This window comes from Streptomyces sp. NPDC048297, from assembly GCF_043201585.1.
In the GTDB taxonomy this organism is placed as follows: domain Bacteria; phylum Actinomycetota; class Actinomycetes; order Streptomycetales; family Streptomycetaceae; genus Streptomyces.
In genome coordinates this window covers 99243-112449 of record NZ_JBICZA010000007.1, presented here as the reverse complement: position 1 = coordinate 112449, position 13207 = coordinate 99243, and the positions used below count along the sequence as shown (strand labels likewise).

The 13207-nt window shown below is 72.5% G+C and carries 13 protein-coding genes; 6 read left to right on the top strand and 7 right to left on the bottom strand.

Annotated elements, in window-relative coordinates:
* Positions 1 to 11: 11 nt before the first annotated feature.
* Both ACGFYV_RS10050 and ACGFYV_RS10045 read right to left on the bottom strand, forming a co-directional pair.
* The gene (locus tag ACGFYV_RS10050) at positions 12 to 728 is read right to left on the bottom strand and encodes an MBL fold metallo-hydrolase (RefSeq protein WP_393877879.1); all 717 of its coding nucleotides are present in this window, start codon (positions 726 to 728) and stop codon (positions 12 to 14) included.
* Positions 729 to 790: 62 nt separating this feature from the next.
* Positions 791 to 2146 (bottom strand): dipeptidase, encoded by a 1356-nt coding sequence (locus tag ACGFYV_RS10045; RefSeq protein WP_393877878.1) that lies wholly within the window; start codon positions 2144 to 2146, stop codon positions 791 to 793.
* 170 nt (positions 2147 to 2316) lie between these two features.
* Between ACGFYV_RS10045 and ACGFYV_RS10040 the strand changes: the two genes are divergently transcribed.
* On the top strand, positions 2317 to 3570 hold the full coding sequence (locus tag ACGFYV_RS10040; RefSeq protein WP_393878011.1) for a geranylgeranyl reductase family protein: 1254 nt from the start codon (positions 2317 to 2319) through the stop codon (positions 3568 to 3570).
* Between the two features lie 57 nt (positions 3571 to 3627).
* Here the strand turns inward: ACGFYV_RS10040 and ACGFYV_RS10035 are convergent, their stop codons facing one another.
* Positions 3628 to 4110, bottom strand: coding sequence for a nitroreductase family deazaflavin-dependent oxidoreductase (locus ACGFYV_RS10035; protein WP_393877877.1), 483 nt, complete (start codon positions 4108 to 4110; stop codon positions 3628 to 3630).
* A gap of 169 nt (positions 4111 to 4279) precedes the next feature.
* Between ACGFYV_RS10035 and ACGFYV_RS10030 the strand changes: the two genes are divergently transcribed.
* Complete coding sequence (locus ACGFYV_RS10030; RefSeq protein ID WP_393877876.1) at positions 4280 to 4972, top strand: TetR/AcrR family transcriptional regulator; 693 nt, start codon at positions 4280 to 4282, stop codon at positions 4970 to 4972.
* Positions 4973 to 5041: 69 nt separating this feature from the next.
* Here ACGFYV_RS10030 and ACGFYV_RS10025 read toward each other — a convergent pair whose 3' ends face one another.
* On the bottom strand, positions 5042 to 6079 hold the full coding sequence (locus tag ACGFYV_RS10025) for a medium chain dehydrogenase/reductase family protein (RefSeq protein WP_393877875.1): 1038 nt from the start codon (positions 6077 to 6079) through the stop codon (positions 5042 to 5044).
* A 182-nt stretch (positions 6080 to 6261) separates the two neighbouring features.
* Between ACGFYV_RS10025 and ACGFYV_RS10020 the strand changes: the two genes are divergently transcribed.
* The 3 genes from ACGFYV_RS10020 to ACGFYV_RS10010 all read left to right on the top strand — a co-directional run bounded on the left by ACGFYV_RS10020 (position 6262) and on the right by ACGFYV_RS10010 (position 8964).
* The gene (locus ACGFYV_RS10020) at positions 6262 to 6942 is read left to right on the top strand and encodes a TetR/AcrR family transcriptional regulator (RefSeq protein ID WP_393877874.1); all 681 of its coding nucleotides are present in this window, start codon (positions 6262 to 6264) and stop codon (positions 6940 to 6942) included.
* A gap of 136 nt (positions 6943 to 7078) precedes the next feature.
* Positions 7079 to 8302, top strand: a complete 1224-nt coding sequence (locus ACGFYV_RS10015) for a sensor histidine kinase (RefSeq protein ID WP_393877873.1) — start codon at positions 7079 to 7081, stop codon at positions 8300 to 8302.
* Positions 8299 to 8964, top strand: coding sequence for a response regulator (locus tag ACGFYV_RS10010; RefSeq protein WP_393877872.1), 666 nt, complete (start codon positions 8299 to 8301; stop codon positions 8962 to 8964). The genes ACGFYV_RS10015 and ACGFYV_RS10010 overlap by 4 nt, the downstream gene beginning before the upstream one ends.
* A gap of 101 nt (positions 8965 to 9065) precedes the next feature.
* Here ACGFYV_RS10010 and ACGFYV_RS10005 read toward each other — a convergent pair whose 3' ends face one another.
* On the bottom strand, positions 9066 to 10556 hold the full coding sequence (locus ACGFYV_RS10005; RefSeq protein ID WP_393877871.1) for an MFS transporter: 1491 nt from the start codon (positions 10554 to 10556) through the stop codon (positions 9066 to 9068).
* 85 nt (positions 10557 to 10641) lie between these two features.
* Between ACGFYV_RS10005 and ACGFYV_RS10000 the strand changes: the two genes are divergently transcribed.
* Positions 10642 to 11034: a MarR family winged helix-turn-helix transcriptional regulator gene (locus ACGFYV_RS10000; protein ID WP_393877870.1), complete on the top strand. Its 393-nt coding sequence runs from the start codon at positions 10642 to 10644 to the stop codon at positions 11032 to 11034.
* A 25-nt stretch (positions 11035 to 11059) separates the two neighbouring features.
* Here ACGFYV_RS10000 and ACGFYV_RS09995 read toward each other — a convergent pair whose 3' ends face one another.
* Positions 11060 to 11851 carry a maleylpyruvate isomerase family mycothiol-dependent enzyme gene (locus ACGFYV_RS09995; protein WP_393877869.1) on the bottom strand — a complete coding sequence of 264 codons (792 nt, stop codon included), beginning with the start codon at positions 11849 to 11851 and terminating at the stop codon, positions 11060 to 11062.
* A gap of 124 nt (positions 11852 to 11975) precedes the next feature.
* The gene (locus tag ACGFYV_RS09990) at positions 11976 to 13139 is read right to left on the bottom strand and encodes an MFS transporter (protein ID WP_393877868.1); all 1164 of its coding nucleotides are present in this window, start codon (positions 13137 to 13139) and stop codon (positions 11976 to 11978) included.
* Positions 13140 to 13207 lie beyond the last annotated feature (68 nt).

Genomic DNA, 13207 nt, shown 5'->3' with positions numbered 1-13207 from the left:
CGGCAGAGGAGTCAGCCGCCCGTCGGGACGCGGGCAGCGGCGGCCCGCAGGGCGCGGGAAGCCCGCCCCATGACGGGGGCGCCGTGGCCGAAGCACGCCACCTCCACGTCGAGTTCTGCCAACCGGCGGAAGGGATCGCGGAGTTGAGGCCCGTTCAGGTTGAACACACCGGGGATCACCGTGCCGTCGACGGGCGAGGCCGCCACCGTGTCGCCGGTGAACAGCACGGCCTCGTCGGGGAGGAACAGGGCGATGCTGCCGTCGGTGTGCCCGGGGACGTGGATGACCTGGGCGCCGCCGCCGAAGTCCAGCACGTCGCCGTCGCGGACGGGGGTGATGTGCCGGGGCCGAACCGGTTCGCCCTCGGGCAGCAGGCTGGACGTCTCCGCGTGGATCGGCAGCTCCCAGTCCTCGAACACCGGCTCCGGGCCCGGCCGTTCACCAGCGATGAACGGAACGTCCAAGGGGTGGGCCAGTACGTCCGCTCCGCTCAGCTCGGCGAACTCACCGGCCGCGCCCACATGGTCCTCGTGGAAATGGGTCAGCACGATCCGTCGTACGTCCCCGGGCGTGCGGCCCAGCCGGGTGACCGTGTCGGCGATCGCCGGGCCGGAGCCGGTCAGGCCCGCGTCGATCAGCGTCAACTCCTCGTCGTCGTGCCAGAGATAGGCCTGGCCGACCGGGAAGCGGAGGAGGTGGAGGCGAGGGAGGAGTTCGATGACGTCCATGCGCCGACCGTAGGGAGCGCCCCCGCCCGGGGGCGAGGGCGCTCTGCCAGGGGCAGAGGGGTTCAGCTCGCCGCGTAGTTGCGCAGGAACAGCGCCTCGGCGACCGACAGCCGCTCCAGCTCCTGCGGCGACACGCTCTCGTCGACCGCGTGGATCTGCGCCTCCGGCTCGCTCAGGCCGATGAGCAGGATCTCCGCCCGCGGGTACAGCCCGGCGAGGGTGTTGCACAGCGGGATCGAGCCGCCCTGCCCGGCGTACTGCATCGTCTCGCCCGGGTAGGCGACCGCCATCGCGTCGGCCATCGCCTGGTACGCCGGGCTGCTCGGGTCGGCGCGGAAGGCCTGGCCCTGGCCGATCTGCTCGGTGGTGACCCGCGCGCCCCACGGGGTGTGGCCCTCGACGTGGGCCTGGAGCAGCTTGGCGGCGTCGGCCGCGTCCACGCCCGGCGGCACCCGCAGGCTGATCAGCGCGCGGGCGCTCGACTGCACGGACGGCGTGGCACCCACGACCGGCGGGCAGTCGATACCGAGGACCGTGACCGCCGGACGGGCCCAGATACGGTCGGCCACCGAGCCGTCACCGATCAGCCCGACCCCGTCCAGCACCTTGGCGTCCTTGCGGAACTGCTCCTCGGTGTACTCCAGACCGTCCCAGCCCGGCGTGGCGTCGAGCCCGTCCACGGTGGTCGAGCCGTCCTCGGCGCGCAGCGAGTCCAGCACCCGGATCAGCGCGGCCAGCGCGTCCGGGGCGGCACCGCCGAACTGGCCCGAGTGCAGGTTCCCGGCGAGGGTGTCGACCTGGACCCGGACCAGCGTCATGCCGCGCAGGGTGGTGGTCACGGTCGGCAGGCCGACCCGGAAGTTGCCCGCGTCGCCGATGACGATCGAGTCCGCCGCCAGCAGCTCGGGGTGCTGCTCGGCGTACCGCTCCAGGCCGCCCGTGCCCTGCTCCTCGGAGCCCTCGACGATGACCTTCACATGCACCGGCACGCCGCCGTTCGCCTTGAGCGCGCGCAGCGCCAGCAGGTGCATGAGGAAGCCGCCCTTGCAGTCGGCGCTCCCGCGTCCGTACCAGCGGCCGTCCCGCTCGGTCAGCTCGAAGGGCGGTGTGGTCCAGGCGGCCTCGTCGAGCGGCGGCTGCACATCGTAGTGCGCGTAGAGCAGAACCGTTTTTGCGCCATCCGGGCCCGGCAGGAGGCCGTAGACCGACTGCGTGCCGTCCGGGGTGTCCAGGAGTGCCACATCGGTGAAGCCCTCGGCGCGCAGAGCGTCGGCGACCCAGTTCGCGGCGCCCTCGCTCTCGCTCTTCGGGAACTGCGCGAAGTCCGCCACCGATTTGAAGGCGACCAGTTCGGTCAGCTCTGCCTTCGCGCGGGGCAGCAGCGAGGCGACGGTCTCGGCGACCGGATTCGACGACATGGGCACGCTCCTCGTAGGTGCGACGTTGAACTGCTGAGATAGAGCGATCCTCCCACAGCGGTCCGCGATCACGACCGCCGTAGGATGCGGTGGACATGGGGTTCCCCGCACCCGGCGGCACCGGGCGGACAGGGGAGCGGCAACGGCACGGATCGGAGCGGTACACCATCGTGAGCGGCGAGAACTCTTCGGCGGACGACGTGCAGCGGGTGTGGGACGTCGTCGTGGTGGGCGCGGGGCCCGCGGGGGCCTCGGCGGCCTACGCGGCTGCGGTCGCCGGACGGCGCGTGCTGTTGCTGGAGAAGGCGGAACTGCCCCGCTACAAGACGTGCGGCGGCGGCATCATCGGTCCCTCGCGCGACGCGCTGCCGCCCGGCTTCGAGCTGCCCTTCCGGGACCGGGTGCACGCGGTCACCTTCTCGAACAACGGCCGCTTCACCCGCACCCGCCGCTCCAAGCAGATGCTGTTCGGGCTGATCAACCGGCCCGAGTTCGACCAGCAGCTGGTGGAGCACGCGCAGAAGGCGGGCGCCGAGCTGCGTACGGGCGTCACGGTGCAGCGCGTCGAGCAGCACGGCTCGGCGGTGCCGGACCGGCGCACGGTCGCGGTGGTGCTCCAGGGCGGCGAGACGGTGCTGGCCCGCGCGGTCGTCGGCGCCGACGGCAGCGCCAGCCGCATAGGCGCGCACGTCGGGGTGAAGCTGGATCAGGTCGACCTCGGTCTGGAGGCGGAGATCCCGGTGCCGGACACGGTCGCCGAGGACTGGAAGGGCCGGGTGCTCATCGACTGGGGCCCGCTGCCGGGCAGTTACGGCTGGGTCTTCCCGAAGGGCGACACGCTGACCGTCGGCGTCATCTCGGCGCGGGGCGAAGGCGCGGCCACCAAGCGGTACTTGGAGGACTTCGTCGCCCGGCTCGGTCTCGCCGGCTTCGAACCGCACATCTCCTCAGGGCACCTGACCCGCTGCCGGGCCGACGACTCGCCGCTGTCCCGCGGCCGGGTGTTGGTCTGCGGTGACGCGGCGGGGCTGCTGGAGCCGTGGACCCGCGAGGGCATCTCCTTCGCGCTGCGCTCGGGCCGGCTCGCGGGGGAGTGGGCGGTGCGGATCGCGGAGGCGCACGACGCGGTCGACGCCCGCCGCCAGGCCCTGAACTACGCGTTCGCGATCAAGGCGGGGCTCGGCGTGGAGATGAGTGTCGGCAAGCGGATGCTGGCCGCGTTCGAGCGCCGTCCCGGCGTCTTCCACGCGGCCCTCACCGGCTTCAGGCCCGCCTGGCGGGCGTTCCGGGAGATCACCCAGGGCTCGACGTCCCTGGGCGAGCTCGTCCGGTCCCGCCCGATCGCCCAGCGGGCCCTGGCGATGCTGGACCGGGCGCCCGCCGCCGTGCCGGAGGAAGCACCGCAGGACACCGTCAGTTCGTGACGTACACCGTCGGTCAGTTCGTCACGTACGCCAACCGTCGGTTCGTGACGTACACCGTCAGTTCGTGACGGTGTACCGGAACACCGGGTGGTCGGGGGCCGCCGCGAGGATCTCCGCGTCCGAGGACGCGGCGGTCACCCCCGGGAAGTACTGCTTGACCTCCCAGCCCCACTTCTCCAGGTAGGCCCGCAGGATCGGGAGCTTCTCGTCGTCGGGGAGCTCCACCACGGTGAACGCGCGCACCTTCCGGCCGACCCGCAGCTCCCCGCCGCCCGCCGCGCGCATGTTGAGCACCCACTGCGAGTGGCCCCGCGCCGAGACCAGGTACTGGCCGCCCTCGTAGGTGTGCGGGTTGACCGGGACACGCTGCATCTTGCCGCTCTTGCGGCCGGGCACGGACAGCTCGGCGCTTCCCGCCATGCTGAGCCCGTGCCGGGCGAGCCAGCCGACGATGCCGTTGAGACGGACGGCGAGCGTGCCGCTCTTGACGTAGTACGGCGAGGACGGTGAAGAAGCGGAAGAGGCTGAAGACGACGACATGGTGACCCCCACGGATTGCGAGAGCGGTGCTCTCGATCGGCTTCAGCCAGTGTGGGGGTGACGGCCGCTCCAATGCAAGAGCAGTGCTCTCTTTTTTGTGCACCGCTTCCTTTTGTGCGCGCCGCTTCCTTTTGTGTGCAGTGCTCTTGACTCGTGGCACACTGCTGGGATGAGTACCGCACAGGGCGCCCGCGCACGAGCCAGGACGGCAGTCACCGCAGCCATCAAGGACGAGGCGCGCAGACAGCTGGCGGCCGAAGGCGCGGCCAAGCTCTCCCTGCGTGCCGTCGCCCGCGAACTGGGCATGGTGTCCTCCGCGCTCTACCGGTACTTCCCCAGCCGCGACGACCTGCTGACCGCTCTCATCATCGATGCGTACGACTCCCTCGGCGCGGCGGCCGAGGCGGCGCACGAGAAGATCCCCGACGCGGACCTCATGGCGCGCTGGACGACCACGTGTGAGGCGGCACGGGCCTGGGCGCTCGCTCATCCGCACGAGTACGCGCTGATCTACGGCTCTCCCGTGCCGGGCTACTCCGCGCCCGTCACCACCGTCGCCGCCGCCTCCCGCGTGGGCCTGCTCCTCATCGGCATCGTCCGCGACGCCCACCGGGGCCCCGGCCTCGCCGGCCTGTCCGTCCCCGCCGGCCTGCGCCCCGAGGCCGAGCGCATGGCGGCGGACCTCGCCCCTGATCTGCCGCCCGGGACGGTGATCGCCATGACGGCGGCCTGGGCCCAGCTGTTCGGGCTGGTCGGTTTCGAGGTGTTCGGGCAGTTCAACCGGCTGGTGGAGGACCCTGAGCCGTTCTTCCGGCACGCGGCCGCCCGGCTCGCGGAGTCGGTGGGACTGGGCGGCTCCTGAGGTTCCGGCCCCACCTTTTCCAGCCCACCTCTTCGGGCTCCACCCCTTCCGGCCCCACCCCTTCCGGCTCTACGCCTCCGGCACCAGGACGACTTTCCCGGTCACCCTTCCGGACTCGGCCAGCCGCATCGCCCGCGCGGCCTGAGTGAGCGGCAGCCGGGCGGCGATGTGTGCGGTGACCTCGCCGCGCTCCAGGGCCCGGAACACCTCGGTGAGGTCGGCGCGCAGCCGGGCCCGGAAGCGGTCCTTGTTCAGGGCGCGCCCCGCCCAGACGTTGAAGAAGTACGCGTGGCGGCCGTTCGGCAGGGCGTTCCACAGCCACACCCGGCCCAGGATCTTCAGCACGGGCCACTGCTTGGAGCCCGTGTCGTCCCGGGTCGTGGCGCTGCCGTAGGAGACCAGGGTGCCGCCGGGGGCGAGCAGCCGCCAGGAGTCGACGACGCTGCGCCCGCCGAGGTGGTCGAAGACCGCGTCGACACCGCCGGGGGCGAGCTCCCTGACCCGCGCCGGGACGTCCTCGGTGCGGTAGTCCACCGGGGTCACGCCCATCGTGCGCAGAGTGTCGTGGTGGCGTGCCGAGGCGGTGCCGATCACGGTCAGGCCGGCCGCCCGCGCGAGCTGGACCAGGACGGTGCCGACGCCGCCGCCCGCGCCGTGCACGAGGACCGTCCCGCCGTCGCGCACCCGCGCCCTGCGGTGCAGCATCTGCCAGGCCGTGATGCCGTTGACCACCAGCGTCTCCGCCTCCGCGGCTCCGACCCCGGCCGGAACCTCCACCGCGTCCGCCGCGTCGAGCACCACGTGACTGGCCCAGCCGCCGACCTTGACCAGCGCCGCCACGCGCCTGCCGACGAGGTCCGGGCTGACCCCGGCGCCCGCCGTCAGGACGGTGCCGACCAGGTCGTATCCGGGTACGAAGGGGAACGGCGGCTGGTCGTAGTACCGCCCCCGGCGCATCTGCTGCTCGGCGAACGACACCCCCGTGGCCTCGGTCCGCACCACGACCTGCCCTGCCCCCGGCGCAGGTATCTCCCGGTGCCGCAGTTGCAGACCCTCCGGTTCCACCGTGCCCGGCAGGACGACCTCGACGAGTTCCCTGCTTCCCATGACGACCTCCGTGTAGGTGAGGGCTGCCGGGCCTTCACGGCTAGAGCCCCTCGGTTGAGTTAGAGCCTATAACTAAAATGATGCTCTCCATCGAGAGTGTCAAGCTCTCACCTTCAGATCTGTTACGACCTCTCTCGACGGTGATAGGTTGAAACCACGCGGCGAGGAGGAGGGGGAAGGCGATGGCGGCAGGCACGGCAAGTCCCCGTGAGCGGTACCGCAGTCAGGTGCGTGCGGAGATCAAGGCGCGGGCGTGGGAGCAGATCGCCACCGCAGGTGCCTCGGGGCTGTCCCTCAACGCCATCGCGAAGGACCTCGGCATGAGCGGCCCGGCGCTCTACCGGTACTTCGCCGGCCGGGACGACCTGATCACCGAACTGGTCCGGGACGCCTACCGCAGCCTCGCCGACACCTTCCGGTCAACCGCCGACTCCGGTACGGGACTGTCCGGCCTCGCGCAGGCGCTGCGCCGCTGGGCACTGGCGGATCCGCAGCGGTACTTCCTGGTCTACGGCACTCCCGTTCCCGGCTACCGGGCACCGGACGACATCACCGCCATCGCGCAGGAGATCATGGCCGCGCTGCTGGACGTGTGCATGGTCGGCGACTCCGGCACGCCCGACGCCCCCGGCACGCCTGACAGCCCCGGCGCGCCCGACGCCTTCGAGGCGCACCTCGCGGACCACCGCCGCTGGGCCGGCGACCACCCCGCCCCGCTCCGCGTCCTGCGACGCGCCCTGTCCTTCTGGACCCGGCTGCACGGAGTGCTCTCCCTGGAACTCGCCGGCCACTTCACCGGCATGGGCTTCGAACCGGACCTGCAGTTCACCGCTGAGCTGGAGTCGCTCACCGCAGGACGCTGACCGCGCGGGCGGCCGTACTGCGTGTGGCCGTAGCGCGGGTGGTCGTAGTGCGGCCGGTCGTACTCCCCGGGGAGTATCCGTGATCACCTCGCCCGGCTGACGTCCTCGCGGCCCGTCGGCGTCTAGCGTTGCGGGCATGGACGAGCAGCGCGGCCCCGGGCCCACGCACTGGTGGCGGTACGGGCCGCCGTGGTGGAACCGCCCCGCCGGCGCCCCGGAGACCCGCACCGCCCGGATGCCCTGGCGGTCCACCGCGCTGATCACCGTGTTCGTGCTCGTCGGCTCGCACTTCGCCGCGCACGGGCAGCCCCACCGGGAGGCCCTCGACACCACTGGGCGCGTGCTGCTGCTCGTGGCCTCGCTCCTGCTGCTGTGGCGGCACCGCCACCCGGCGGCCGTCGCCTTCGGCACGGCGGCGGCGGTACTGGTCTACACGGGTGCGGGCTACCCGTACGGGCCGGTGTTCCTGACCGTCGCCGTCGCCTGCTTCAGCGCCGCCGTCGCCGGGCACCGGCGCGCCGCCTGGACGGCTCTCGGCCTGCTCTGGGCGGGGCACGCGCTGATCGCGCTCTGGCTGTACCGCCGGCTGCCGCCGGCGGGGGACAGGGGCGCGAGCATCGGCCAGGAGATCGTCGTCGCCACCTGGGTGTTGGTCGTCGTCGCGGTGGCCGAACTGGCGCGGGTGCGGCGCGAGCAGTGGGCGCGGGAGCGGGCGGACCGCGCGCAGGCCGCCCAGCGGCGCGCGGACGAGGAACGGCTGCGGATCGCCCGGGAGTTGCACGATGTGCTCGCGCACAGCATCTCCGTCATCAACGTCCAGGCGAGCATGGGTCTCGCCCTGCTGGACAGCGACCCCGAGCAGGCGCGCAGCGCGCTCACCACCATCAGGGCCGCGAGCAAGGAGGCGTTGGGGGAGGTGCGTCAGGTCCTCGACACCCTGCGCGCACCGGGCGCCGCGCCGCGAGCCCCCGCGCCCGGCCTGGACCGGCTCCCGGAACTCGTCGAGCAGGCGGCGGCCGCCGGCCTGACGGTCGAGGTCGAGGGTGAGCCGCCGCGCCTGACACCGGGCGCCGACCTGGCGGCCTTCCGCATCGTGCAGGAGGCCCTCACCAACGTCGTACGGCACTCCGGGTCCCGGCACGCGCGCGTGCGCCTCGAACGCGACGGGGACCAACTGCGGCTGCGCGTCGACGACGACGGCCCCGCGACCGGAGCCGACGCGGGCGGCAGCGGCAACGGACTGGCCGGGATGCGGGAGCGTGCCGCCGCCCTGGGGGGCACGATCGAGGCGGGTCCGCGCCCCGACGGCGGCTTCCGGGTGCTCGCCGTACTGCCCTTGCACACCAGGGAGGACCAGTGATCCGGGTACTGCTCGCCGACGACCAGTCGCTCGTGCGGGCCGGCTTCAGGGCGCTGCTCGACGCGCAGCCGGACATCGAGGTGTCCGGCGAGGCCGCGGACGGCGAGGAGGCACTGCGCCGGGTGCGCGAACTGCGGCCCGACGTCGTCCTGATGGACATCCGCATGCCGCTGCTCGACGGGCTCGCCGCCACCCGGCGCATCACCGAGGACGCCGGACTGACGGACGTGAAGGTGGTCATGCTCACCACCTTCGAACTCGACGAGTACGTCTTCGAGGCGATCCGCGCGGGCGCCTCCGGGTTCCTGGTCAAGGACACCGAGCCGGACGAACTCCTGCGCGCGGTACGGGCGGTGGTCGGCGGTGACGCGCTGCTCTCACCCGGTGTCACCCGGCGCCTGATCGCCGAGTTCGCCGCCCGCTCCAAGGAACCCGCCGCGGCGCACGCGCTGGCCCTGCTCACCGAACGGGAGCGCGAGGTGATGGCACTGGTCGGGATCGGCCTGTCCAACGAGGAGATCGCCCGCCGCCTGGTGGTCAGCCCGCTCACGGCGAAGACCCATGTCAGCCGCACGATGGTGAAGCTAGGCGCCCGCGACCGCGCCCAACTCGTCGTCCTCGCCTACGAGTCGGGGCTCGTACGGCCGGGCTGGCTCGGCTGAGACCGTCGCCGCGAACGCGGCATCTGGTGAGCCTCACAGGTGTGCGCCCGGCGGGGCGATCAGCCGGCCGCCGGGCGCACACGGGGAGGCGTTCCCCCTTCTCAGTCGCGGACCGCCACGCGCTCCGCCTCCGCCTCCTTCAGGGTGGACCGGGCGACCACGATCGACGGCCGCGTACGACGGCCGCGCACACCGGTGAGGCTGATCAGCAGCCCGGCGAGCGCGATACCGGTGACGACCGTGAAACCGGGCCGGTAACTGTCGAGGACGGCCTGCGGGGTGGTGTGCGCGGGAGCCGCCGCGGTCACCACGGCCGTCACGACGGCCAGGAAGATCGCGCCGCCCACCTGCACCGAGGTGTTCAGCAGCCCGGAGACCATGCCCTGCTCGTGGTCCTCGACCCCGTTGGTGGCCTGGATGTTGAGCGAGGGGAAGACCAGGGCGCAGGCCGCGCCGATCAGCAGCATCGACGGCAGGACGACGGCCGCGTACACCGGGTCGAGGTCGATGCGCAGGAACAGCGCGTACCCGGCGACCATCAGCGCGAAGCCGGTCGCGATCAGCCGCGGGGTGCCGAACCGGTCGACGATCGCGCCGACCTTCGTCGACGACACCGCCACCAGCGCGCCCGCCGGCAGGAAGGCGAGTGCCGTGTGCAGCGCCGACCAGCCGAGCAGCGACTGCATGTACAGGGTCGTCAGGAACTGGAAGCCGACGTAGGAGCCGAAGAACGCCACCGCGCCGAGCTGGGCCCGGACCTGGCTGCCCGAGCGCAGTACGCCGAGCCGGACCAGCGGGCTGGGCGAGCGCCGCTCCACCAGGACGAACGCGGTCAGCAGGACGGCGACGGCCAGGAAGGACAGCAGGGTGCGGGCGGAGACCCATCCGGCCTGGGGCGCCTGGACGACGGTGAACACCAGCAGCAGCATCGACGCCGTGCCGAGGACGGCGCCCGGGATGTCGTAGCCGTCGTGGTTCTCCTCGCGGCTGCTGCGCGGCAGCAGCTTGAGGCCGGCGGCGAGGGCGATCAGCGCGACCGGGGCGGGCAGCAGCATGGTGAAGCGCCAACTGGCCTCGGTGAGCAGGCCGGAGAGGACCAGGCCCATGGAGAAGCCGGTGGCCGCGCAGGTGGTGTAGATGGAGAGGGCGCGGTTGCGCAGCGGGCCCTCCGGGAACGTGGTGGTGATGATCGACAGGCCCGCCGGTGCGGTGAAGGCCGCGCTCAGTCCCTTGATGAAGCGGCTGGCGATCAGCAGCGGACCCGAGTCGACGAGCCCGCCGAGCACCGAGGCGAGGGCGAAGACGCCCAGGGCGACCAGGAACACCTGGCGCCGGCCGAGCAGGTCGGCGGTGCGTCCGCCGAGGAGGAGCAGTCCGCCGTAGCCCAGGATGTAGCCGCTGACGATCCATTGCAGGGTCGACGTGGACAGGTGCAGGTCGGAACCGATGGACGGCAGCGCGACGCCGACCATCGACACGTCGAGCGCGTCCAGGAACATCGCGGCGCACAGCACCAGCAGGGTGCCCCACAGCCGAGGAGTCCAGCGGACCGTCGACTCCGGGGAGGCGGAAGGGGTGAGCGGAGAGGTCATGGCGAGGAGGCTACATGCACACACATCAAATGCAAACGCATTTAATGACGATGCAATAATTCCGTTTCTCTGCTACCGTGCGTTCATGTCGGCGAAAGACAGCGAGCGGACGCTCGTCGAGCAGTGGCGGGGCATCCTGACCCTGCACGCCCGCACCCAGTGCGAGCTGGACCGGGCCCTCCACGGACACGGCCTGTGCGCCAGCGACTTCGAGGTCCTCGACGTGCTCGCCGGTGACCCGTCGCCGGACGGCCACCGCGCCTACCGCGTGCAGGAGATCTCCGAGCGTGTCCACCTCAGCCAGAGCGCGCTGTCCCGGCTGATCGGCCGCCTCGAGAAGGACGGCCTCGTGGAGCGGGCCATGTGCCCGGAGGACCGGCGCGGGGTGAGCGTGGCCCTCACACCGAAGGGGCGCGCGCTGCACGGTGAGGTACGACCCGCACAGCGCGCGGTACTTGCCCGGATGCTGACCGACTGACACGCCGTCGGCCGGTCCGGCGCCGTCAGGTGATCGGGGACTTCTCCCGCCACAGGTCCAGCAGTGAGCGGTCGCCCGCGACGTCCGGCACGGGCACCCGGTTCCACAGTGCGAGGTACAACCGGTCGGCGGGCCCGGACAGTTCGGCGTCCGCCTCTCCGGCCGCGTCCCGCGAGGTCACGGGCGGCTCGGCCGAAAGGCGCACGGTCCACACGGCGTCGGCAGCGGCGTTGGTGTGGGTGTCGGCGTCCGCGTGCGGATCTGCGTGCGCATCCGGGGCGACGGCGCGGATGCGCAGCACGCGCGGCTCCTCGGAGCGCAGACGGCTGCGCGAGCGGGCGTGGAACCCGCGCAGCAACTCGTCGATGCCGTCCACCGCGTATCCGCTCGCGATCGATGACACCGCGCCGCCCCGCGCCACCTCGGCGTCGTACCGGTGCACCGTCGTCTCGTGCGCCTGCCGCCGGGTCCAGAAGGCCAGCGGTGAGGGATTCGGCGCGGGGTGGAAGGTCCAGCACGCCAGATCGGCCGGCGCGGCGGCCAGGGTGTCGACCAGCAGGCGGTGGCTGTCCCGGTACCAGGCGATCAGCTCGGGGCCGTCCAGGTCCGGCGCGTCGTCGAAGGGCCGCGGTGCGGTGTGCCCCTCGGCGACGAAGGCGGTGGCCCAACGGTGCACGGCGCCGGTGTGCCGCAGCAGGTCCCTGACCTGCCATCCCGGGCAGGTCGGCACCTTGGCGTCCGTGCCCGCCGCTTCGGCGGCTGCGGCCAGCGACAGGCCCTCCCGGTCCAGGGTCTTGAGGAAATCGGCAGTCTCCATGGGGGGAGTCTGCCGGACGGCGCCCGCGCGTAGGTGGCAGGAGGGGGTGCACACGCAGGAGGTCGGTCGCGGTGCGGTGCGGCGGCGGGGGTCGTGGGCAGGGGCGTGGGCGGGGGTGGTGGGGTCAGTCGCTCATCGCCCGGTGTGTCGTCACGCCGATGAGCGCGGCCACGGCGGCCAGCGCGGCGACGCTGGTGAGCGCCGTGGCCAGGGAGAACCAGTCCGCCATGAAGCCGATCGCGGGTGGCCCCAGGAGCATGCCGCCGTACCCGAAAGTGGAGGCCAGGGCGACACCGGACGGACCCGTCAGCGCGCCGGCCCGGTCCACGGCGATCGGGAAGAGGTTGGCCAGTCCGAGACCGGTGACGGCGAAGCCGATCAGTGCCGCCCAGACGGAGGGTGCCAGGGCGCCGAGGAGCATGCCGGCCGTCGCGGTGGTGCCTCCGGCGATCACGGTCGGGGCGCGTCCGTAACGTTCCAGCAGCGTTGTCCCGGACAGCCGGCCGGCGGTCATCGAGAGCGCGAAACACGAGTACCCGGCCGCTGCCGTCCCGGACGAGGCCGTCAGGTCCTGCTGGAGGTGGAGGGCGCCCCAGTCGGCCATGGCGCCCTCGCCGTAGGCGGTGCACAGGGCGATCAGGCCGAAGACGACGACGAGCCCACGGGACCTGGCGTCCGGCCGGTGCGGACCGCCCGGTTCCGGGCGGGGGCGATCCGGTGGAAGCGGCGGGTCGTGCCGCAGGAGGTGGCGTCCCGCGACAGCGGTGACCAGCAGACCGACGAGCGTCAGGCCGAGCAGGTGCCGGGCGGGGGTGAGGGCGCCGGCGGCGAGCCCGCCCACCCCGGCACCGATCATTCCGCCCAGGCTGAACGCCGCGTGGAAACTGGGCATGGCGGGTCTGCCCAGAGCGGCCACCAGATCGACCGCGGCGCTGTTGAAGGCCACGTTGATACCCCCGTAGGCCGCCCCGAACAGGAGCAGTACGGCGCCGAGGGCCATGGCCGAGTGCGTGAGCGGGGGCAGGGCGACGCTGAGGCAGAGAAGCACCGCGCAGACCACGGTCACCCGGTGACTGCCGAAACGGCGACACAGCCGTCCCGTCAGCGTCATCGTCACGACCGCCCCCGCGGAGACTCCGAGCAGCGCGAGCCCGAGGCCGCTCGCCGAGGCGTGGGTCTGCTCCTTGATGGCCGGGATGCGTACCACCCAGCCCGCGAAGATGAAGCCGTCCAGGGCGAAGAACGTGGTGATCGCGATCCGGAGTCGGGTGAGGTCGGGACCCGGCACGACACTGTGCGATCGGGATTTGTTTATTAGCGGCACAAACTCAGGCTAGGTGGGGTGCGGGGGCGGGG

What these genes read in the sequence shown, in the direction of transcription:
- ACGFYV_RS10050 (WP_393877879.1), bottom strand. Translation starts at nt 728, where the DNA reads ATGGACGTCATCGAACTCCTCCCTCGCCTCCACCTCCTCCGCTTCCCG.
- ACGFYV_RS10035 (WP_393877877.1), bottom strand. Translation starts at nt 4,110, where the DNA reads ATGTCGTCGTCTTCAGCCTCTTCCGCTTCTTCACCGTCCTCGCCGTAC.
- ACGFYV_RS10000 (WP_393877870.1), top strand. Translation starts at nt 10,642, where the DNA reads ATGTCGGCGAAAGACAGCGAGCGGACGCTCGTCGAGCAGTGGCGGGGC.
- ACGFYV_RS10005 (WP_393877871.1), bottom strand. Translation starts at nt 10,556, where the DNA reads ATGACCTCTCCGCTCACCCCTTCCGCCTCCCCGGAGTCGACGGTCCGC.
- ACGFYV_RS10030 (WP_393877876.1), top strand. Translation starts at nt 4,280, where the DNA reads ATGAGTACCGCACAGGGCGCCCGCGCACGAGCCAGGACGGCAGTCACC.
- ACGFYV_RS09995 (WP_393877869.1), bottom strand. Translation starts at nt 11,851, where the DNA reads ATGGAGACTGCCGATTTCCTCAAGACCCTGGACCGGGAGGGCCTGTCG.
- ACGFYV_RS10045 (WP_393877878.1), bottom strand. Translation starts at nt 2,146, where the DNA reads ATGTCGTCGAATCCGGTCGCCGAGACCGTCGCCTCGCTGCTGCCCCGC.
- ACGFYV_RS10020 (WP_393877874.1), top strand. Translation starts at nt 6,262, where the DNA reads ATGGCGGCAGGCACGGCAAGTCCCCGTGAGCGGTACCGCAGTCAGGTG.
- ACGFYV_RS10015 (WP_393877873.1), top strand. Translation starts at nt 7,079, where the DNA reads ATGGACGAGCAGCGCGGCCCCGGGCCCACGCACTGGTGGCGGTACGGG.
- ACGFYV_RS10025 (WP_393877875.1), bottom strand. Translation starts at nt 6,079, where the DNA reads ATGGGAAGCAGGGAACTCGTCGAGGTCGTCCTGCCGGGCACGGTGGAA.